Annotated in this window: 20 protein-coding genes and 1 pseudogene; 13 read left to right on the forward strand and 8 right to left on the reverse strand. The window is 40.1% G+C overall.

Annotated elements, in window-relative coordinates:
* Together C1E99_RS15245 and C1E99_RS07720 are read left to right on the forward strand one after the other, a co-directional pair.
* A pseudogene (locus C1E99_RS15245) lies at window positions 1-221 on the forward strand (IS5/IS1182 family transposase); the annotation flags it as partial.
* A 280-nt stretch (window positions 222-501) separates the two neighbouring features.
* Window positions 502-1,032 carry a dihydrofolate reductase family protein gene (locus C1E99_RS07720; protein ID WP_105207164.1) on the forward strand — a complete coding sequence of 177 codons (531 nt, stop codon included), beginning with the start codon at window positions 502-504 and terminating at the stop codon, window positions 1,030-1,032.
* Between the two features lie 38 nt (window positions 1,033-1,070).
* Here C1E99_RS07720 and C1E99_RS07725 read toward each other — a convergent pair whose 3' ends face one another.
* Window positions 1,071-2,054, reverse strand: a complete 984-nt coding sequence (locus C1E99_RS07725; RefSeq protein ID WP_105207165.1) for an L-lactate dehydrogenase — start codon at window positions 2,052-2,054, stop codon at window positions 1,071-1,073.
* Window positions 2,055-2,241: 187 nt separating this feature from the next.
* Here C1E99_RS07725 and gyrA point away from each other — a divergent pair, with 187 nt between their 5' ends.
* The 3 genes from gyrA to radC all read left to right on the forward strand — a co-directional run bounded on the left by gyrA (window position 2,242) and on the right by radC (window position 6,210).
* The gene (gene gyrA, locus C1E99_RS07730; RefSeq protein ID WP_105207166.1) at window positions 2,242-4,686 is read left to right on the forward strand and encodes a DNA gyrase subunit A; all 2,445 of its coding nucleotides are present in this window, start codon (window positions 2,242-2,244) and stop codon (window positions 4,684-4,686) included.
* Window positions 4,687-4,690: 4 nt separating this feature from the next.
* Window positions 4,691-5,437, forward strand: a complete 747-nt coding sequence (locus C1E99_RS07735) for a class A sortase (protein WP_105207167.1) — start codon at window positions 4,691-4,693, stop codon at window positions 5,435-5,437.
* A 92-nt stretch (window positions 5,438-5,529) separates the two neighbouring features.
* Complete coding sequence (gene radC, locus C1E99_RS07740) at window positions 5,530-6,210, forward strand: RadC family protein (protein WP_105207168.1); 681 nt, start codon at window positions 5,530-5,532, stop codon at window positions 6,208-6,210.
* Window positions 6,211-6,253: 43 nt separating this feature from the next.
* Here the strand turns inward: radC and C1E99_RS07745 are convergent, their stop codons facing one another.
* The 6 genes from C1E99_RS07745 to C1E99_RS07770 form a co-directional block, all read right to left on the reverse strand.
* On the reverse strand, window positions 6,254-6,895 hold the full coding sequence (locus tag C1E99_RS07745) for a redox-sensing transcriptional repressor Rex (RefSeq protein WP_105207169.1): 642 nt from the start codon (window positions 6,893-6,895) through the stop codon (window positions 6,254-6,256).
* A gap of 144 nt (window positions 6,896-7,039) precedes the next feature.
* Complete coding sequence (locus C1E99_RS07750; RefSeq protein WP_193441797.1) at window positions 7,040-7,246, reverse strand: DUF4649 family protein; 207 nt, start codon at window positions 7,244-7,246, stop codon at window positions 7,040-7,042.
* Entirely contained in the window at window positions 7,246-7,590 is a 345-nt protein-coding gene (locus C1E99_RS07755) for a DUF1831 domain-containing protein (RefSeq protein ID WP_105207170.1), read from the reverse strand. The genes C1E99_RS07750 and C1E99_RS07755 overlap by 1 nt, the downstream gene beginning before the upstream one ends.
* Window positions 7,591-7,592: 2 nt before the next feature.
* Window positions 7,593-8,708, reverse strand: a complete 1,116-nt coding sequence (locus C1E99_RS07760) for a cysteine desulfurase family protein (RefSeq protein ID WP_105207171.1) — start codon at window positions 8,706-8,708, stop codon at window positions 7,593-7,595.
* A gap of 11 nt (window positions 8,709-8,719) precedes the next feature.
* Window positions 8,720-9,697, reverse strand: a complete 978-nt coding sequence (locus C1E99_RS07765) for a ribose-phosphate diphosphokinase (protein ID WP_105207172.1) — start codon at window positions 9,695-9,697, stop codon at window positions 8,720-8,722.
* A gap of 123 nt (window positions 9,698-9,820) precedes the next feature.
* Window positions 9,821-10,396 (reverse strand): CYTH domain-containing protein, encoded by a 576-nt coding sequence (locus tag C1E99_RS07770; RefSeq protein WP_105207173.1) that lies wholly within the window; start codon window positions 10,394-10,396, stop codon window positions 9,821-9,823.
* Window positions 10,397-10,482: 86 nt separating this feature from the next.
* On the opposite strand from C1E99_RS07770, the gene C1E99_RS07775 reads away from it, so the two are divergent.
* From C1E99_RS07775 to mutY, 8 genes are read left to right on the forward strand one after another with little or no spacing between them, the layout of a single operon-like run.
* Window positions 10,483-11,154, forward strand: a complete 672-nt coding sequence (locus C1E99_RS07775; protein ID WP_105107037.1) for a GTP pyrophosphokinase — start codon at window positions 10,483-10,485, stop codon at window positions 11,152-11,154.
* Window positions 11,138-11,956 carry an NAD kinase gene (locus tag C1E99_RS07780; RefSeq protein WP_105207196.1) on the forward strand — a complete coding sequence of 273 codons (819 nt, stop codon included), beginning with the start codon at window positions 11,138-11,140 and terminating at the stop codon, window positions 11,954-11,956. Before C1E99_RS07775 ends, C1E99_RS07780 begins: the two co-directional genes overlap by 17 nt.
* A complete protein-coding gene (locus C1E99_RS07785; RefSeq protein ID WP_105207174.1) occupies window positions 11,956-12,849 on the forward strand; it encodes an RluA family pseudouridine synthase in 894 nt (297 codons plus the stop codon). Before C1E99_RS07780 ends, C1E99_RS07785 begins: the two co-directional genes overlap by 1 nt.
* Before the next feature lie 20 nt (window positions 12,850-12,869).
* Complete coding sequence (gene pta / locus C1E99_RS07790) at window positions 12,870-13,853, forward strand: phosphate acetyltransferase (RefSeq protein ID WP_105107039.1); 984 nt, start codon at window positions 12,870-12,872, stop codon at window positions 13,851-13,853.
* 8 nt (window positions 13,854-13,861) lie between these two features.
* On the forward strand, window positions 13,862-15,598 hold the full coding sequence (locus C1E99_RS07795; RefSeq protein WP_105207175.1) for an ABC transporter ATP-binding protein: 1,737 nt from the start codon (window positions 13,862-13,864) through the stop codon (window positions 15,596-15,598).
* Window positions 15,585-17,327 (forward strand): ABC transporter ATP-binding protein, encoded by a 1,743-nt coding sequence (locus C1E99_RS07800; protein WP_105207176.1) that lies wholly within the window; start codon window positions 15,585-15,587, stop codon window positions 17,325-17,327. Before C1E99_RS07795 ends, C1E99_RS07800 begins: the two co-directional genes overlap by 14 nt.
* Complete coding sequence (locus C1E99_RS07805; protein ID WP_193441798.1) at window positions 17,311-17,703, forward strand: PaaI family thioesterase; 393 nt, start codon at window positions 17,311-17,313, stop codon at window positions 17,701-17,703. Before C1E99_RS07800 ends, C1E99_RS07805 begins: the two co-directional genes overlap by 17 nt.
* A gap of 56 nt (window positions 17,704-17,759) precedes the next feature.
* Entirely contained in the window at window positions 17,760-18,911 is a 1,152-nt protein-coding gene (gene mutY, locus C1E99_RS07810; RefSeq protein ID WP_161951173.1) for an A/G-specific adenine glycosylase, read from the forward strand.
* Between the two features lie 509 nt (window positions 18,912-19,420).
* Here mutY and C1E99_RS07815 read toward each other — a convergent pair.
* A complete protein-coding gene (locus C1E99_RS07815; RefSeq protein WP_105107043.1) occupies window positions 19,421-20,215 on the reverse strand; it encodes a helix-turn-helix domain-containing protein in 795 nt (264 codons plus the stop codon).
* Window positions 20,216-20,297: the final 82 nt, after the last annotated feature.

Here is a 20,297-nt window from a genome sequence, read left to right on the forward strand (position 1 = left end):
AGTCCAAAATGGAGGATAAGATTGGACTGACTTTGGCGTGCTTAAATCTCAAAAAACTAGTTAAAAGGATGGCAAGAAGGCCTTTTTATTTTGTCCAGATGAGGTGGTTTAAGCACCAAAACAGCTATTTTTCCCTAAAAACAGTAAAAAAGACAAACACCAAAACGATGTTTGTCTGCAATCTGAAACAACCCCGATGGGTTGTTTTTTCACGAGCATGAAAACACGAAAGCGATTAAAGGTCCAGTGGACCTTTTTATCATGAGCTTGAAGATACAAAAGCGAGTTAAGGCTGGTGGATTAAAACAGTTCAGTGAACTGTTTTAACCCGAGCAAATAAATAAAGAAGTGGGGGAGGAAAGGGAGTTTAAAAATAGGAAAGTGCTACAAGTCAACCATAGAAGATAAAAGCATTTTCTTTGCCTATCGAGCCCTTTCCCAATTCTTTTCTCTTTCTTTATGCTATACTAGGTTTCTACATTTTTTAACGGAGGATACAGAATGAGGCGTTTAGTCTTGAATATTGCAATGAGTTTGGATGGTTTTATTGCTCGTAAAGATGGTAGTTATGACTGGATAGAAGGTCATGGTACTTCCAGTTATGATACTCAGTTACAGTTTGATAATCCTGCTTTTTTCGAGGGTTGTGATACAGTCATTATGGGGCGAAAATCCTTAGAGGATTGTCCACTAGAAATGATTGATGGATATCAAGAGAAGACATTTATCATTGCAAGTCATTCTGAACAGACGGATTATGATAATGTTCGTTTTGTAGACAATATTGTTTCAGAAATTGAGCGTTTGAAAGCAGATGATGGAAGTGATATCTGGCTTTTTGGTGGTGCGGGACTAGTTCAGACCTGTTTGAAAGCCAAACTTATTGATCATTTCATTATTGGAATTATACCGACGATCCTTGGAGATGGAATTTCACTCTTTGATCAATTAGAAGAAGAGCAAATGTTGACTTTGGTAGAATCAACAGTGACGGATGGCATTGCGATGTTGCGATATGATATTCGGAAATAAGAAAAAGGTGGGCCTTAGCTCACCTTTTTAAGTATTCATTAGTTTTTGACACCAGCTGCAATTTCTGGATTAGCAAAAGCATCGTCAATGATGTCTTTCAATTGTTTAGCAGAAGCTTGCATTTTTTGCAATTCAGCATCATTCAATGGGATGTTTACTGGACGAACGATACCGTGTGCACCGATGATAGCTGGTTGACCGACGAAGACATCTTCAACACCTTCGTATTGACCTGCTTGATATACAGACAATGGAAGAACAGCATTTTCATCATCAAAGATTGCTTTAGTAATACGAGCAAGAGCAACACCGATACCGTAGTAAGTAGCACCCTTTTTGTTGATGATTGAGTAAGCCGCGTCACGAACAGATACAAACAAGTCAACAAGACCTTGCTCATCGATATCGCGGTTATCTTGCAACCAGTCGTACAATTTCACACCAGCAACGTTAGCGTGTGACCAAACTGCGAATTCAGAATCACCGTGCTCACCCATGATGTAGGCGTGTACTGAACGTGCGTCGATACCAATTTTCTCAGCCAATGCTTGACGGAAACGAGCTGAGTCAAGAGAAGTACCAGAACCGATAACGCGCTCTTTAGGGAAACCAGAAAATTTCCAAGTTGAGTAAGTCAATACGTCAACTGGGTTAGCAGCAACAAGGAAGATACCGTTGAAACCAGATTTAACGATTTCAGTAACGATTTGTTGGTTAATACGAAGGTTTTTCTCTACTAATTCAAGGCGAGTTTCACCTGGTTTTTGTGGCAAACCAGCTGTCAAAACAACCAAGTCTGCATCATGAGCATCAGAATACTCAGCAGAGTAGATTTTTTTAGGGAAAGTGAAGGCCAATGCATGGCTCAAGTCTTCAGCATCACCTTGTGTACGATCTTTATTGATATCGATAATACCCAATTCTTGACCAATACCTTGGTTTACAAGTGCGTACGCATAAGCTGAACCTACGGCACCATCACCGACAAGGATAACTTTTTTGTGTTGTTTAGTTGCAGTCATTCTAAACATCTCCTTAGTTTTATTTGGGGATGACCTCATCCCGACTATATTCCATTCTAGCACTTTTTAAAGGTTTTGTCACTTGTGAAAGGGACTTTGAAAATGTTTACATGCTAGTTTCCAACAAAGAATTTTATCCCTAAATATGGTATAATTGAAACACAATGACTGTTGAAAGAGGCATAGAATGCAAGATAAAAACTTAGTGACGGTGAATCTGACCAACGAAATGAAAAGCTCATTCATTGACTATGCGATGAGTGTCATTGTTTCTCGTGCACTGCCAGATGTGCGTGACGGTCTTAAGCCGGTTCATCGCCGTATTTTGTATGGAATGAACGAATTGGGAATCACTCCCGACAAGCCCCATAAGAAATCTGCCCGTATCACGGGTGATGTTATGGGTAAATACCATCCGCATGGGGATTTTGCCATCTATGAGGCCATGGTCCGTATGGCCCAGTGGTGGTCTTATCGCCACATGTTAGTTGATGGTCACGGGAACTTTGGTTCCATGGACGGGGACGGTGCCGCTGCCCAGCGTTACACTGAAGCTCGGATGAGCAAGATTGCGTTAGAAATGTTGCGTGATATTAACAAAAATACCGTTAATTTCGCGGACAACTATGATTCCAGCGAGCGTGAGCCAGAGGTATTGCCAGCACGATTCCCCAACCTTTTGGTCAACGGGACGACAGGTATCGCCGTTGGTATGGCAACCAATATTCCGCCGCATAATCTGGGTGAAACCATTGATGCGGTCAAGCTGGTTATGGACAATCCAGAAGTCACCACTCGTGAAATTATGGAGGTTTTACCGGGGCCTGACTTTCCAACGGGAGCCCTGGTTATGGGTAAATCAGGTATTCACCGGGCCTATGAGACAGGGAAAGGCTCTATTACCCTACGTTCTCGTACAGAGATTGAAGAATATGGCAATGGCCGTGAGAGAATTGTCGTAACTGAGTTTCCATACATGGTCAACAAGTCCAAAGTACAAGAGCACATTGTTAAATTGGTGCAAGAAAAGCGCATCGACGGGATTACGGCTGTTCGGGATGAATCCAACCGCGAAGGTGTACGATTTGTTATCGAAGTTCGCAGGGATGCCTCTGCTAACGTTATTTTGAATAATTTATTCAAGCAAACCCAGCTTCAGACCAACTTTAGTTTCAATATGTTGGCCATCCAAAATGGTGTGCCGAAAATTTTATCTGTCCGTCAGATTTTAGAATCCTATATTGTACACCAGAAGGAAGTCGTCACTCGTCGTACGCAATTTGATAAGGAAAAAGCAGAAGCGCGTGCTCATATTTTAGAAGGCTTGCTGATTGCCCTTGACCACATTGATGAGGTCATTCGCATTATCCGAAACTCAGAAACAGATGCTATTGCCCAGGCTGAGTTGATGGAGAAATTTGAGCTTTCTGAACGCCAGAGCCAGGCTATTCTTGATATGCGTCTGCGTCGGTTGACAGGCTTGGAACGTGACAAGATTCAGTCTGAATATGATGAGCTGATTGCTCTGATTGCTGATTTGGCTGATATTTTGGCCAAACCAGAGCGTGTTGTCACGATTATCAAGGAAGAATTAGATGAAGTTAAACGCAAATACGCTGACCCACGTCGTACAGAATTGATGGTCGGAGAAGTTCTTTCTCTTGAGGATGAGGACTTGATTGAGGAAACAGATATCTTGATTACCCTGTCAAACCAAGGCTACATCAAGCGTTTGGCTCAGGATGAATTTCAGGCTCAAAAACGCGGAGGACGTGGGGTTCAAGGAACTGGCGTCAAGGACGATGACTTTGTGCGTGAGTTGGTGTCGACCAGCACTCATGACCGCCTTTTGTTCTTTACCAACAAAGGTCGTGTTTATCGCTTGAAAGGGTATGAAATCCCAGAATATGGCCGTACTGCCAAGGGGCTACCAGTGGTTAACCTCCTCAAGTTAGAAGAAAATGAGTCTATTCAGACTATTATTAACGTAACCAAGGATCAAGAAGCAGATAGCTATCTCTTCTTTGCAACCCGTCAAGGTGTGGTCAAGCGGACAAGTGTTTCAGAATTTGCCAACATCCGTCAAAGTGGTCTTAAGGCCTTGAACTTGAAAGAAGATGATGAGCTGATTAACGTTTTCTTGACAAATGGTCAGGCAGATGTTATCATGGGAACCAAATTTGGCTACTCTGTGCGTTTTGCAGAGGAAGACGTTCGAAATATGAGCCGTATTGCAACTGGTGTACGTGGTATTAAACTACGTGAAGGAGACCAACTAGTAGGGGCGACAATGGTTTCAGATGATCAGGAAGTCCTTGTCTTGACAGAAAAAGGTTTTGGTAAGCGTACCCCAGCCAGCGAGTACCCAACAAAAGGTCGTGGTGGTAAGGGGATTAAGACCCTTAAAGTTGCTGAGAAAAACGGTTCTCTGGCAGGTTTGACAACTGTATCTGGTGATGAAGACATTATGGTGATTACTGATACTGGTGTGATTATTCGTACAAGTGTTGCAAATATTTCACAAACAGGTCGTTCAACCATGGGTGTAAAAGTTATGCGTCTAAATGATGAAGCGAAAATCATGACCTTTGCCTTGGTCGATGCAGCCGAAAATAAAGAAGAAGAGGAATAATTAATTGTCACAATTCGAAAATAAAAAGAAAAAGCGTAAAGGTTCAATTTGGTGGAATCTATTAACTATTGTATTAGTATTGATTTCTTTAGCATTGATTTTTAATACTTCAATAAGAAATATGATGATTGCTTGGAATAGTAATAAGTATCAAGTTGTAAATGTTTCCAAAGAGGAAATTGAGGTAAATCAAACAGCCGATACGACTTTTGACTTTGAACAAGTTCAGTCGATCTCAACTGAAGCTGTCATGAAAGCACAGTGGGAGTCGCAACAACTACCAGTAATTGGAGGAATTGCAATTCCTGATGTCAATATAAATCTACCAATTTTTAAAGGTTTATCAAACGTAGCACTCATGTATGGTGCTGGAACGATGAAAGAAACTCAGGTCATGGGTCAAGGAAATTATTCTCTCGCTAGTCACCATGTATTCGGAATCGCTGGAGCAAGTGAGACTCTCTTTTCACCTTTAGAAAATACTAAAGAAGGTATGAAAATATATTTGACTGATAAAGAAAATATTTATATTTATACTATTAAAAGCGTTCAGACCGTTACGCCTGATAGTGTTTATGTAATTGAAGACACTGAAGGAAAAAACGAAATAACACTTGTAACCTGTGAAGATGCTGCAGCTACAATGAGAACAATTGTTAAAGGTGATTTGGAGTCGGTAATTTCTTATGATGGAGCCCCAGCAGAAACACTAAAATATTTTGAACAGTCTTATAACCAACTTCAATTATAGTCTTTTATTAAAATGAATGATTCGTTGAGAGGACAAATTTTGTTCTCTCTTTTTTTGAATTCTTTTCCGAATAAATAAGTGAGGAGGAATTTATGTATCAAATCGATTTTAAAGAAGAAGGTCTATTGCCACGTGAACGATTGTTAGAAGTAGGGGCAGAGAGATTAAGTAATCAAGAATTATTGGCTATTTTTATCCGAACAGGGACTAAAAAAGAGCCTGTTTCTATCTTATCTAACAATTTACTAAATCGTTTGGAATCTTTAGCCGCATTGCGAGAGTTATCTATTGAAGAATTACAGAATCTAACCGGAATTGGACGTGTCAAGGCGATTGAAATTAAAGCAATGATTGAGCTAGGGAAACGAATTAATCAGTCAGAATTGCTACTAAATGAACGTATTCTGGGGAGTGAAAAGCTGGGCAGAAAAATGATTCAAGAGTTAGGGGATAAGAAGCAGGAACATCTTGTCGCCTTATATCTTAATACTCAAAATCAAGTCATTCATCAAAAAACGATTTTTATCGGAAGTGTCAATCGTAGTATTGCTGAGCCGCGAGAAATCCTTCACTATGCAGTTAAATGTATGGCAACGTCCATCATCATTGTTCACAATCATCCGTCTGGTTCTGTGCAACCAAGTAAGAACGATTTACTCTTTACAGAGAATTTAAAAAAGTCCTGCGAAACGCTAGGACTAGTCTTATTGGATCATTTGATTGTTGGGAATAAGGATTATTACTCATTCAGAGAAGAAAGTGAATTATTCTAATATAGATTACAGAGGGCTCATATTTGGAACCCTCTGTTTATTTTTATTCACCCTTACGCATGAAATAGAGAAGAGTTTGTAATTCACTAGTTAAATCAACGTATTGAACCACAACATCTTTTGGAACTGTCAGATTAACTGGAGAGAAACTAAGAATACCTTTGACACCTGCTTCAACGAGAATGTCTGCAACTTCCTGTGCTTTCACGCTAGGTACAGTCAAAATGGCAGTCTGAGAATCAGCTTCTTGGATTCGTTCCTTGATTTCAGAAATAGCATGGATTGGAATATTTTCATCTGTTGTGCCAACTGCGGGATTATCATCAACCTCGAAGGCCATGACAATCTTCATTTTGTTGCGTTCATGGAAGCGGTAGTGGAGGAGGGCGCGTCCCATATTTCCGACACCAACTAGCATAACGTTTGTAATAGAATTATCGTTAAGAATGTCTGCGAAGAAATCCATCAATTCTTTCACATTGTAACCAAAGCCGCGCCGACCTAATTCTCCGAAATAGGAAAAATCACGTCGAACAGTCGCTGAGTCAATACCGATTGCTTCAGCAATTTCTTTTGAACTAGCTTTTTCGATATTGCCTGCATAGAAACGTTTGAAAATGCGATAATAGAGCGAAAGGCGTTTGGCGGTTGCGCGTGGAATAGTTGATTTTTTGTCGTTTTTCACAAGTGACTCCTTTTTTAGTAAGTAGGAAATAGTATTCGAAACCTACTTCTATTTATTTTTCATTCAGTTCTTCCTTCTATTCTAGTTTAAGTTTGTGAAAAAATCAACAGATTGGATTGAAAAAGACTAAGCATGAGATGTTGCTTAGTCTAGTGTTTGAAAGTAGCGGTAGAGGTCGCCGATTGTGCCTCTGTAATCTAATTCTTGACCATCTCGTGTTAGTTTGGTCACAGGATAGTAATCGGGAAGAGTGAGGCAACCAGAGAAGGCCAGTTTGGCCGCATCCAGATTGCCAAACTCCTGTTTTCTGTCTATTTTGTAGGCATCTTGATAGTGAACAACAATCATCATTAACCTTCCTTTGTAAACAGGTCGCGGTCTACTAGGCTATCCATTAAGAAATAGAATTTTTCTTGAATGACCTTGTTACCATTTTCTTTAAAGATATTTACCAAATGCAAACCAGATTTATCTGTAATGTTGATTTTAAAGCCAGTAAGTTCTTTATTGACAATAATCTTTAAAAGAAAGCCTTGATTTGAATTTGGAATTTCTTCCAGAAGCCTTGTCAATTGATAGTGTCCAGCCTTGGTTTGCTCAAAAGTATTATCGCGAAGAGTGTATTTTTTTACTTGTGGGCTGATGTGGTACGTAAATGCGCAATCTTTTAAATGAACGGATTGTTGAAATGCCATTTCTATGCTCCTAAAATATGTTTGAGTTTAGTGGTGAAAGTAATAATTTCATCAAAAGTATTTTTATCAGAAAGACTGATTCGGATTGATTCCTTCAAACGGTGAGAATCCTTGCCATACATTGCTTCAAGGACATGGCTGTTTTGGACAACGCCAGCAGTACATGCTGAACCACTAGATACCGCAATTCCTTCTAAGTCTAGTCGCATGAGAAGTTGTTCATTTAATTGACCTGGAAATCCAATGTTAAGAACATATGGCAATTGTTGTCCAGCTTGATTGAGGTAGAAATCTAAACCTGAAAGGCCTTCTAAAAGATGATTTCGCAATTTGCTTATATGTTCAAGGTTTGGCTCAAACTGAGAATATTGCTCAGAAAGCGCAGTTGCCATCGCAGCGATAGCTGGAAGGTTTTCTGTTCCTGCACGATGTTTATTTTCTTGTTTTCCACCGTGAATAAGCGAATCAAATCCCTGCAAGCGACTGTATAGAAAACCGACTCCTTTTGGTCCATGGAATTTATGGGCAGAAGCAGCTAACAAATCAATGCCATAGTCAGCAGGCTTCAAATCCATTTTTCCGACTACCTGCACAGCATCTACATGGAAGACTGCCTGATGGTCAGCCAATAGTTGGCCGATTTCTTGGATGGGAAGTAGTTGGCCTGTTTCATTATTGGCAAACATGGTACTGACTAGAATAGTGTCTGGCCTCAGTGCTTCTTGAATTTGTTTTGCTGTGATGACTTGATTGACAGGTTGGATATAAGTTACCTCAAATCCAAAGCGTTCCTCAAGATATTGCATGGTATGGAGGACTGCGTGATGTTCTATAGCAGTCGTAATCAGGTGTTTGCCCTTGGCTTGATGGGCCAGAGCATAGCCTTGAATTGCTAGATTATCAGCTTCTGAACCTCCAGCTGTAAAAATAATGTGGTCAGGATGGACGTCAAGAACTTGTGCAATGTCTTGTCTAGCCTGTCGTAAAATTTGGTTAGCTTTCCGGCCAGCTTGATGAATGCTAGATGGATTTCCGAAGGTATCCTGAGCAACTTCCATCATTCGTTGGAGTGCAGTGGGAGATAGGGCAGTTGTAGCTGCATTATCTAAATAAATCAAATAAGGTTCTCCTAGTTATTTTTATCAGGATTTGTAAATTTGAAAAGTGGACTAAGTGGTTGATGTTCTTGGATGCGATGAATGGCATTAGCAATCAAATCACTCGCTGTAATAAATGCGATGTTTTGTGGTTCCTGTTCTTTACTTGCAACTGAATCGGTTACAAGAATCTCCTTGATTGGAGAAGCGTCCAACAGTTCAGCGGCCGTTCCTGCAAATAGACCATGGCTAGCAACGGCGTAAATTTCAGTTGCGCCACCTTCTTGTACAATTTTTGAAGCTTGAGAAAAAGTACGTCCGGTATTCAAGATATCATCTACCAAGATGGCTTTTTTGCCAGCAACATCCCCAATGATATAGCCTTCTGCACGCTCTGAATCATCTTGTGCGTAGTCAATAATAGCGATTGGTGCATTCAAAAATTCTGCGATGTTGCGTGCACGTTTGATACCAGAATTTTTTGGACTGACAATCACGACGTCATCACCACAGAGACCTTTTTCCATGTAGTAAGATGCAAAAAGCGGTTCAGTGAGAAGGTTATCAACTGGAATGTCGAAAAATCCTTGAATTTGTGACGCATGTAGGTCCAGAGTCAATACACGATCAACACCAGCTTTTACGAGCATGTTAGCAACCAGTTTTGCTGTGATTGGTTCGCGAGGAGATGCTGTACGGTCTTGACGTGCATAGCCAAAGTAGGGCATAACCGCAGTGATTGTGTTAGCACTAGCACGTTTGCAGGCGTCAATCATAATTAGTAATTCCCATAAATGATTATTAACTGGGAAGCTAGTAGATTGAATGATGTAAACATCAACGCCGCGAACAGATTCTTCAATGTTGATTTGGATTTCACCGTCTGAGAATTGACGAGATGATAGCTTTCCGAGTGGTAGACCAGCTGAGGCAGCAATTTTTTCAGCAATATCACGGTTGCTATTAAGTGAGAAAATTTTAATGTTGTTTTCACCAAGTGGTTGACTCATTTTTAAGTAGCTCCTTTTAAACACTAGGCTTTTATGGACATCATAAAAGTAAAATTAACAATAGATAGCTTTATTTTATCAAAAAATTAGAAATTTTTCAGTAACCAAACAAAAAAATCAGACTTAATTCTCTGATTTTTTGCTGGCTGCTGTCCGTGCCACTTTACTACTGGCATATTTGAATTGAATGGCTTTTTTACGTAGAAATTCATCAAACAGTATTTTTCCTTCTTCTGCATTTGTGACTTCTAGTTCTAATTCATAGTCTATTTTGTCGGCATATGTGTTTTCATCGAGGGCCATGAGTCCGATTGACGTTTCTTTTTCAAATCGTTTTGTGGTCAAGCTTCCCCAAACTGCTAGTTTTTCTACGGGTACATTAGTAGTTGAGATGATGTCAGCTATTTGTCCAGCAGGTAGTTGAAAGTTTTCTAATAGCTGTTGAGCAGCGTGGATGTCCAAAACTTGATTGTATTCTTGATTTCCAACTTCCTGTGGAATTTTTAAAGTCAGCTCTGCTATGTCCTCAAAAGTACGGATTCGGAGCGAAAAGCGGTTATTTTTCATATCAAGATTTGGAGTATCGATGTAGTGATTGGTTTGGAGGACTGGATTTACATCTGAAAAGTCAGCAAGTAGGCGTTTGTATTCTGATTTCGTCAATAAGGTTTTATACTCAATTTCAAGGTGGTTTTTCATGCAGTAAACCCTTTCAATGTGTTATAATAGAATGGTCTTTGTGTTATTCTAATACAATTTTATAGTTTTGACAAGAAAGGGGCCATATGGATTTTAATTGGGAAGAGTTTTTGGATCCCTACATCCAAACTGTTGGGGAACTAAAAATCAAACTGCGTGGGATTCGCAAACAGTACCGCAAGGCTAATCGTCATTCTCCGATTGAGTTTGTGACAGGTCGGGTAAAACCGATTGAATCTATCAAAGAGAAGATGGCCCTGCGGCATATCAAGTTGGAAAATCTTGCTCAAGATATGCAGGATATTGCTGGACTTCGGATTATGGTTCAATTTGTGGACGATATTGAAGAAGTGCTAGCTATTTTACGAAAACGCAAGGATATGCAAATTATTCATGAGCGGGATTATATCAATCATATGAAAGCTTCGGGTTATCGTTCCTATCATGTGGTGATTGAGTATCCGGTGGACACAATTAATGGCAATGTAACGGTTTTAGCAGAAATTCAAATCCGTACCCTTTCCATGAATTTTTGGGCGACGATTGAACATTCGCTGAATTATAAGTATAAGGGGAATTTTCCAGAAGAAATCAAGAAACGTTTAGAAATAACCGCAAAAATTGCCTATGAATTAGACGAGGAGATGCGAAAAATCCGCAACGACATTCAAGAGGCGCAGGCCTTGTTTGACCCTGCTCACCGTAAGTTGAATGACGGTGTTGGAAATAGTGATGATACAGATGAAGAATACAGGTAGATTAAAAATCGCTCTGCTCGCTAGCCGAAATCCTCAGAGTGAAGCAGTGTCCAAAGAATTATGGACGAAATTAAAACAAGCCAATTTTATTTTGACACCCAAAAATCCAGATATCGTCATTTCCATTGGGGGTGATGGTATGCTGTTGTCAGCCTTTCATAAGTATGAAAAGTTGATTGATCGTGTGCGTTTTGTTGGAATTCACACAGGACATTTGGGATTTTATACAGATTATCGTGACTTTGAGGTGGACAAATTGATTGAAAATCTCAAGCTTGACAATGGTGCAAGGGTTTCCTATCCAATTTTAAATGTCAAAGTCAAAATGGCAGATGGTCGTGTTGTAGAGGCGCGTGCCTTAAATGAAGCGACAATCAAGCGTTTATCTAAAACGATGGTGGCAGATATTATCATCAATAATGTTCCCTTCGAACGTTTTCGAGGTGACGGAATTTCTGTCTCGACCCCAACTGGTTCAACAGCTTACAACAAGTCTTTAGGCGGCGCGGTCTTGCATCCGACCATTGAAGCCTTGCAAATAGCAGAAGTGGCTAGTTTGAATAATCGCGTTTATCGCACACTAGGGTCTTCAATTGTTGTTCCCAAAAAAGACAAGATTGTTATTGAACCCAAGCACAGTGATCGCTATTCAATTGCTGTTGATAATAAGACCTATGTCTATGACAACATTGAAAAAATTGAGTACCAGATTGATCAGTATAAGATTCACTTTGTTGCCACCCCAAGCCATACTAGTTTTTGGAATCGTGTGAAGGATGCCTTTATTGGAGAGGTGGAATAATGCGGTTTGAATTTATTGCGGACCAGCATACTAAAATTAAAACTTTTTTGAAAAAACATGGTGTTTCAAAAGGTTTGTTGGCCAAAATCAAGTACACAGGCGGCAATATTTGGGTCAATGATATTGAACGCAATGCAACTTACTTGCTAGATATTGGAGATAGGGTTACAATTGACATACCAGCTGAGGAGGATTTAACGGGAAGTTTGAAACCGATTTCTTATCCGCTGGATATCGTCTATGAAGATGACCATTTTCTAGCGATCAATAAGCCGGTTGGATATGCTTCTATTCCGTCAGCTCTGCATTCCTCCACTATTGCTAATTTTGTGAAAGGTTACCTTGTAGAGCAAAACTACGAAAATAAGCAGGTCCATATCGTAACGCGTTTGGATAGGGATACTTCGGGTATCATGCTATTCGCCAAACATGGCTATGCTCATGCTCGACTTGATAAGCAGTTGCAGGAAAAACTCATTCACAAACGCTATTATGCTCTAGTTAAGGGGGATGGTGTTTTGGAAGAAGAGGGGGATATTATTGCACCGATTGGTCGTCCAGAAGATAGTATTATTACTCGATGTGTGACCAAGACTGGAAAATATGCCCATACCTCCTATCGTGTAGTGGAGTCTTGGGATGATATTCATCTAGTGGATATTCAGTTGCACACTGGCAGAACGCACCAGATTCGTGTTCATTTTTCGCATATTGGTTTCCCGCTTTTGGGGGACGATATGTATGGTGGAAGCTTGGATTGTGGAATAGAACGTCAAGCCTTGCATTGTCATAACTTGGCCTTTGACAATCCTTTCTCAGCCAAAAGGATTGACTTGGAAGCAAAGCTTCCAGACGATTTTCAGGCTGTTATCAATTTGTTAACTAATAAATAATATTTTAAAGGAGAATTTTCATGGAAATTCGGAATTTATTTGGTGAAATGAAGCAAAAAATCGTAGGTAAAAAGCTGCGAATTGTTTTCCCAGAAGGTACAGATGAGCGCGTTGTACGTGCAGCGGCTCGTTTGAAATTTGAAGGTTTGGTGGAGCCAATCATTCTTGGTGTACCAGAGGATGTTCACAATTTGTTGACTGACTTTGGATTTTCAAACCCAGGGATTACTGTAATTGACCCAAATAATTACGCAAACTTTGATGCTATGAAGCATGAATTTGTTACCCTTCGTAAAGGTAAAGTTGATGAGGGACAAGCGGATGAAATCTTGCGTGATGTCAATTATTTTGGTGTTATGTTGGTGCAAATGGGCTTGGCAGAAGGAATGGTATCAGGAGCTATCCACTCTACAGCTGATACGGTACGTCCTGCCCTTCAAATCATTAAAACCAAGCCTGGTGTTAAACGCACTTCAGGTGTCTTCTTGATGGTTAAAGACCAACATAAATTTGTCTTTGGTGACTGTGCCATTAATATTGAGCCAGATGCTGAAACCTTGGCTGAGATTGCTATCCAATCTGCAGAAACTGCAAAAACTTTTGGTATCGATCCAAAGGTAGCAATGATTTCCTATTCAACTAAGGGATCTGGTTCTGGACCGCGTGTAGACAAGGTTGTTGAGGCTACTCGACTTGCCCAAGAACTCCGTCCAGATCTTTTGATAGATGGTGAATTGCAAATGGATGCGGCTTTAGTACCTGATACAGCTCGTTTGAAAGCACCAGGTAGCCCAGTAGCAGGTCAAGCCAATGTCTTTATCTTCCCGGCTATTGAAGCAGGTAACATCACTTATAAAGTTGTTGAGCGTCTTGGTGGCTACGAAGCAGTTGGTCCAGTCTTGCAAGGTTTGAACAAACCGGTTAATGACCTGTCACGTGGATGTAGTTCTGAAGATGTCTACAAATTAGGTATTATCACCGCAGCTCAATCCTTAGCAGACTAATTTATATCATGAAATCTCTATTTCGATATTTTAAATCTTATAAGAAAGAATCAATATTAGGTCCAATTTTCAAGTTATTAGAGGCTAGCTTTGAGCTTCTTGTTCCATTGATTATTGCCTATATCGTTGATACAATTATTCCAAATGGCAACCGGGGAGACCTGGTTGCTATGCTTTTATTGTTAGTCGGTCTTGCTCTTGTTGGAATTATTGTCTCGCTGACAGCGCAATATTTTTCTGCTAAAGCAGCAGTTGGCGTAACTAAGGAACTTACCAATGATTTGTATAAGAAAGTCCTATCGCTTCCAAAATCTAGTCGAGATATTCTTTCCTCCTCTAGTTTACTGAATCGACTGTCAAGTGATACATTACAGATTCAAACGGGAATCAATACTTTTTTGCGCTTGTTCTTACGGGCTCCCATTGTAGTATTTGGTTCTCTGATCATGTCCTTCTATATTAGTCCGACTTTATCTGTTTATTTTCTAGGTATGATTGTCCTTTTACTTGTTATTGTGGCAGGGATTTCAGTCATGACCAGCCGTATTTACCAAACTATTCGAAAGGAATTAGATGGTTTGGTGGGGCAGGTAAGAGAAACGGTAACTGGTTGGAGAGTGATTCGTGCTTTTGGGCAGAGAGAGCGGGAAATCAAGACATTTCAAGGCATAAATCAACGATATAAGAAGCAACAGTTAGAGGCTGGTTTTTGGTCTAGTCTTTTATCGCCATTAACCTTTCTGGTTGTAAATGGTACCCTGCTCATTCTTATCTGGCAGGGAAATATAGCTATTTCGCACAATTTGTTAGAACAGGGAATGTTGGTCGCTCTCATCAACTACCTTCTTCAAATTTTGGTTGAGCTAGTTAAGATGATTATGGTCGTGTCTACACTTAACCAGACCTACATCTCGGCCCAACGCATTCAAGAGGTTTTCGATCAAGAATCTGAGAATGTGGAAGCTGATTTGCCTGTGGTTAAAAGTAGGGATAAAGACTTGGTTTTCTCAGTTCATGACCTTACATTTGCTTACCCTAACTCAGCTGAAGAATCATTGTCGGGTATTGATTTTGAACTGCGCAAGGGGCAATTCATGGGAATTATTGGAGGAACTGGATCAGGGAAGTCTAGTCTAGTAGATTTATTGCAGGCACTCTATTCTTTACCAAGCAACCAACTCTCTATCTATATTGATGGACAAAGTCCTAAGAATTTAAAAGAGTGGCGGCAGCAAATTGCCATAGTTCCGCAACAGGCTCAGCTTTTTGCTGGAACTATTCGTTCTAATCTATCTTTGGGCTTAGAAAGTGTATCAGACAATGATTTGTGGGCGGCGCTAGAAATTGCCCAGGCTAAATCCTTCATTGAAGATAAGGGGGGCTTGGATAGCCCTGTAGAAGCCTTTGGGAAGAATTTTTCTGGTGGGCAACGTCAACGCTTGACCATTGCACGCGCTATTTTGCAGAAAGCACCGATTTTGATTTTAGATGATGCGACCTCTGCCTTGGATTACCTAACAGAAAGTCGTTTATTGGCTTCAATTCGTCGTGAATTGCCAGAGCAAACCTTAATAATGGTGTCGCAGAGGACTAATAGTTTACGGGTAGCTGATCAGATTTTAGTCTTGGATCAAGGGCGTCAAGTTGGACTTGGTCGCCATGAGGACTTGCTGAGAAGCTCTGCTATTTACCAAGAAATCGATCAATCACAACATAGGGAGGAGGGCAGCCATGAAGCAATCTAGTTTTAAGGCACTGGTCAAACTGGTTTTCAAACAGCCTCTCAGAATGTCCTTGATGATGGTGGGAAGTTTAGCGCAAGTGCTTCTGACAGTTTATCTACCGATCTTGATAGGTCAGGCAGTCGATGCAGTTTTGATAGCAGACAGTCAGGTCTTGCTTGGTATTCTAGGCAAAATGGTTATGGTTATCTTGCTTAATACGCTGGTGCAATGGTATCTCCCGCTCGTAACCAATCGCTTGGTTTATGGAATGGTGGCTGATTTGCGGGAACAGGTCTATGTGAAGCTGCACCATATGCCCCTAGCTTATTTAGACCGTCAATCAGTCGGCGATTTAGTAGCGCGATTTTCAAGTGATAGTGAGCAATTAACAAATGGTCTCTTGATGATTTTCAATCAATTTTTCATTGGTATCTTGACCATTTTCCTAACCATTTTTACTATGGCCAGACTGGACATGACCATGATGTTGGTCGTTGTGGCTCTGACCCCTCTTTCTCTGCTTGTGGCACGCTATATTGCTAAGAAATCCTATGGTTATTATAGAAAGCAAACTCAGGCGCGTGGCCAGCAGTCCCAGTTGCTTGAGGAATCAATTAGTCAATTGACACTGGTTCAATCTTTCAATGCTCAAGAGCAATTTACGAAGCATTTTCAGGTCGTCAATGACCAGTATGCGACTTACTCCCAACAGGCTATCTTTGCCTCTTCAACGGTCAATCCTAGCACTCGCTTTGTCAATGCCCTTATTTATGCCTTACTAGCTGGACTTGGTGCGCTGAGAATTATGGCAGTGAATTTTACAGTGGGATCGCTGACAACCTTCCTCAATTATGCCAGTCAGTACAGCAAGCCGTTTAATGATATTTCCTCGGTCCTATCGGAATTGCAGAGCGCCTTAGCGTGTGCAGACAGGCTCTTTGTTGTTTTGGCTCAAGATAGCATTGACGATTTTGCTGAGCGGAAAATTGATTCCGAGGAGCTGAAGGGAGCTATTTCCTTTGAAAATGTCTCTTTCTCCTATAGCTCTGACCGTACTCTGATAGAACAGTTAAACATTGATGTCAAATCTGGTCAAAAGGTAGCCATTGTTGGGCCAACAGGAGCAGGAAAATCTACCATGATAAACCTTCTCATGCGTTTCTACGATGTAACGGCTGGTCAAATTGTTTTAGATGGGGTTCCGATTAGCCAGTATAGTCGTGAAGATCTTCGTAGACAGATTGGGATGGTCTTACAGGAAACCTGGATCAAGTCTGGCACCATTCATGATAATATTGCCTATGGCTATCCAAATGCCACGCGGGAATTAGTCATTGAGGCAGCTAAGGCAGCCAATGCAGACTTCTTTATTCGTCAGCTTCCACAGGGGTATGATACGGTTTTAGCAGATGGAGGTGCCTCCTTATCCCAAGGGCAACGTCAACTCTTATCTATTGCGCGTGTTTTTGTCAAAATACCTAAAATACTGATTCTAGACGAGGCAACTTCCTCTATTGATACACGGACAGAGATGTTGGTTCAGGAGGCGTTTGCTAAACTAATGGAGGGACGGACTAGCTTTATCATTGCCCATCGCCTATCAACCATTCAATCGGCCGACTTGATTTTGGTCATGGTAGACGGAAAAATTGTTGAGCAAGGGAATCATGAAGAATTGATGGCTGAACAAGGTGTTTATTATCAAATGCAAACCAGTCAGCAGACAGAGGAGGATGAACGTGTTAGATAAATTAAAATTAAAGCCAATCACTGTCTTGGACGATTACAGTGCTGAAATCATCAATGAACATCAAGTTTTATTAAAAACTAGGGTTACTGAAAAATCGCTTAATCCCTATGGTATGGCACACGGAGGTTATCTATTTACACTTACTGATTCAGTTGCAGGATTAACGATTGTGGCCCAGGGCTCATATGCAGTAACCTTGCAATCCAATATTCATTATATGAAAGCAGCAAAACCTGGAGATAACTTATCGGTAATTGGACATTGTACACACGATGGAAGTCGGACAAAAGTAGTAGAAGTAAAGATAGAAAATCAAGATGGAAAATCAATCGCTTCAGCTAATTTTACCATGTTTGTAACAGGCAAAGCGGAATAAATAGTTTAAGGGAGTTGGTGAAAGCTAGCTCTCTTTCTTTGTGTTATACTAGATGTATGTTAGATTTGAAAGAATATGGAATCCAAATGTGGCCAGAAGAAAAAATCATCTCTTTCCGAAAATCTCTTTTAGACTGGTATGATACCAATAAACGCGACTTACCTTGGAGAAGAACAAGGGATCCCTATGCCATTTGGGTGTCAGAAATCATGCTCCAACAGACAAGAGTAGACACGGTCATTCCTTTCTATGAACGTTTTTTGCATCACTTGCCTACGATTAGAGATTTAGCACAGGCACCCGAGGAGGCTATTCTCAAACTCTGGGAGGGACTGGGCTATTATTCACGTGTTCGAAATATGCAAAAGGCTGCTCAGCAAATGGTCGAAGATTTTAATGGACAATTTCCAACCAAGCATGCAGAAATTTCTAGTTTAAAAGGTATCGGTCCTTATACCGCGGGTGCAATTTCAAGCATTGCTTTTGATTTGCCAGAGCCAGCAGTAGACGGCAATGTCATGCGGGTTCTTAGTCGATTATTTGAGGTTAATTACGATATTGGTATTCCCAGCAACCGCAAGATTTTTCAAGCAATGATGGAAATCTTGATAGACCCTGACAGACCTGGAGATTTCAACCAAGCCTTGATGGATTTGGGGTCGGATATTGAATCACCAGTCAATCCTCGTCCTCAAGATAGCCCTGTCAAAGACTTTAGTGCTGCCTATTTAAACGGAACCATGGATAAGTACCCTATCAAAGCACCAAAGAAAAAGCCGATTCCCGTGGCCTATCAGGGCTTTATTATCCGCAATAAAGATAATCAATTTTTATTGGAAAAAAATAATGAAGCAGGGCTCTTATCAGGTTTTTGGTCTTTTCCGCTTTTGGAAAAAGGGGTTGTTGTTGACAAACAAGTTTCACTCTTTGAAGTAGCAGAAGAACCTGTTCAGCCAGATACTCGGCAGAGCTTTACAGAAGATTACGGCATGACTGTTGATTGGCAAGATGAAGAATTTGCTCCCGTACAACACATCTTTAGCCACCGTAAATGGCAGATTGACTTGGTTGAAGGCATGGCAGATACGACCAAGTTTTCAGTTTCAAAAGAAGTAAAATGGGTCTCTGTAGAAGATTTTCCTAAATATCCATTTGCAAAACCACAACAAAAAATGTGGGAAGCCTATATTAAAGCAAAAAAATTGTGATTGGAGCACATAATTATTTGAAAGCGTTTTATAATAGTGGTATAATGTAACTGAAAAGAGATGAAGAGTGATGTGGAACGCCATCCGATCAATTGAAAGGAGTATTTAGCGTTCTTTGAGCAGTACATACTACTAGTGATTTTGCTCCGTAAGGCAAGGTTGCTATTAGGGGAAAAGTCCATTATCCCTGTTTCATATCAATTTGTGATATCTGTTGCCAAATGCATAGCATAACTTACAATTAGCCTTGCTACCCAGTTCACTCAAAAGTAGGCTAAGATTATTCGTGTCGTAACAACTTGGTGTTCAAATATTTGAACCACACCTAAGAAAATCACAAAAACCTCTAGCGATTTTCATCGTATATAAGCAATCTCCACACTTTAGACAAATAGTAAGAGGACAAACAATGACATAAGGGTAGCAGAATAATTATTTAATCATTTAATTATTGTCAATTTGCTGATAATGGGCTTTTCTGATTTTAAAAAGGAGACAAATGTCTCCTTTTAATTATTGCTAATAATCTCGACTACCTGACCAATTGTTCGAATTTCATCGTCTTCTGTAAAATAAATATCATCATAGTCTGGATTTAAGGACTGAAGATAGTCGCCTTTGAATTTTTTAACAAAATTCTCACCATTTACAGAAAAAACTCCTATAGAATTCATGGGAATAGAAGAAGTCAGTTTTATGAACAAGTAGTCCCTGTCAAGAATTAATGGGGACATTGAGTCTCCAACGACTTGTGCAATAGTATCATACTGAGTACTTGTTGGTAAATCGTCAGTGTAGAAAGATACGAAACGATTGAAGTCAGCATCTTGCCAGTAACCAGTTCCGGCAGAAACCTTTCCAGGAACGGCTAATTCAACCCGGTCTCTGAAATCATCTAAGGAAATAAGATTGGAAGATTGTTGTTTTGCCGACATACTATTAAGTTGATCTTGTCCAAATGCAATCCATTTACTATGAAACTCATCTCGCAATTCTCTGTCCAAAAACTGGACTTGAGGATGGAGAGGCATTTGAAAAAGTTGGAATTGTTGAGGAGTGACTGTCAAAGCTATTTCTTGATTGGAATCTAATAGTGAAACAAGCTCGCTAACATCGATATCCATTCCTCTAGCTACTTTCTCAAGAGTTTCCAAAGTAGGAAGTAGGGCTTTTTTTGTTTTTGGGTGTTGATTTTTTTCCAACATGGAAATGTAGCCTTTAGTCAGTCCAGATAAGCTTGCAAAACTATCCATTGTGAGTTTATTTTTTTGTCTAAAATCTTTGATAATATCACCTAGAATCATGTTTGCCTCCGATTCGTTTAACACATTATACCATGAAGAAAATTATTTTACAAGCTTCTGTTTAACATGTTTGACAAATTTA

The sequence above is a fragment of the Streptococcus suis genome, from assembly GCF_002964045.1.
Lineage (GTDB): Bacteria > Bacillota > Bacilli > Lactobacillales > Streptococcaceae > Streptococcus > Streptococcus suis_U.

Bases quoted from the DNA above. Each gene is read 5' to 3' on its own strand.
- C1E99_RS07775 (WP_105107037.1), top strand. From the start codon at position 10,483: ATGGATTTTAATTGGGAAGAGTTTTTGGATCCCTACATCCAAACTGTT.
- C1E99_RS07770 (WP_105207173.1), bottom strand. From the start codon at position 10,396: ATGAAAAACCACCTTGAAATTGAGTATAAAACCTTATTGACGAAATCA.
- C1E99_RS07750 (WP_193441797.1), bottom strand. From the start codon at position 7,246: ATGATGATTGTTGTTCACTATCAAGATGCCTACAAAATAGACAGAAAA.
- pta (WP_105107039.1), top strand. From the start codon at position 12,870: ATGGAAATTCGGAATTTATTTGGTGAAATGAAGCAAAAAATCGTAGGT.
- radC (WP_105207168.1), top strand. From the start codon at position 5,530: ATGTATCAAATCGATTTTAAAGAAGAAGGTCTATTGCCACGTGAACGA.
- C1E99_RS07755 (WP_105207170.1), bottom strand. From the start codon at position 7,590: ATGGCATTTCAACAATCCGTTCATTTAAAAGATTGCGCATTTACGTAC.
- C1E99_RS07785 (WP_105207174.1), top strand. From the start codon at position 11,956: ATGCGGTTTGAATTTATTGCGGACCAGCATACTAAAATTAAAACTTTT.
- mutY (WP_161951173.1), top strand. From the start codon at position 17,760: ATGTTAGATTTGAAAGAATATGGAATCCAAATGTGGCCAGAAGAAAAA.
- C1E99_RS07805 (WP_193441798.1), top strand. From the start codon at position 17,311: ATGAACGTGTTAGATAAATTAAAATTAAAGCCAATCACTGTCTTGGAC.
- C1E99_RS07725 (WP_105207165.1), bottom strand. From the start codon at position 2,054: ATGACTGCAACTAAACAACACAAAAAAGTTATCCTTGTCGGTGATGGT.
- C1E99_RS07765 (WP_105207172.1), bottom strand. From the start codon at position 9,697: ATGAGTCAACCACTTGGTGAAAACAACATTAAAATTTTCTCACTTAAT.
- C1E99_RS07780 (WP_105207196.1), top strand. From the start codon at position 11,138: ATGAAGAATACAGGTAGATTAAAAATCGCTCTGCTCGCTAGCCGAAAT.
- C1E99_RS07800 (WP_105207176.1), top strand. From the start codon at position 15,585: ATGAAGCAATCTAGTTTTAAGGCACTGGTCAAACTGGTTTTCAAACAG.
- C1E99_RS07720 (WP_105207164.1), top strand. From the start codon at position 502: ATGAGGCGTTTAGTCTTGAATATTGCAATGAGTTTGGATGGTTTTATT.
- gyrA (WP_105207166.1), top strand. From the start codon at position 2,242: ATGCAAGATAAAAACTTAGTGACGGTGAATCTGACCAACGAAATGAAA.
- C1E99_RS07815 (WP_105107043.1), bottom strand. From the start codon at position 20,215: ATGATTCTAGGTGATATTATCAAAGATTTTAGACAAAAAAATAAACTC.
- C1E99_RS07795 (WP_105207175.1), top strand. From the start codon at position 13,862: ATGAAATCTCTATTTCGATATTTTAAATCTTATAAGAAAGAATCAATA.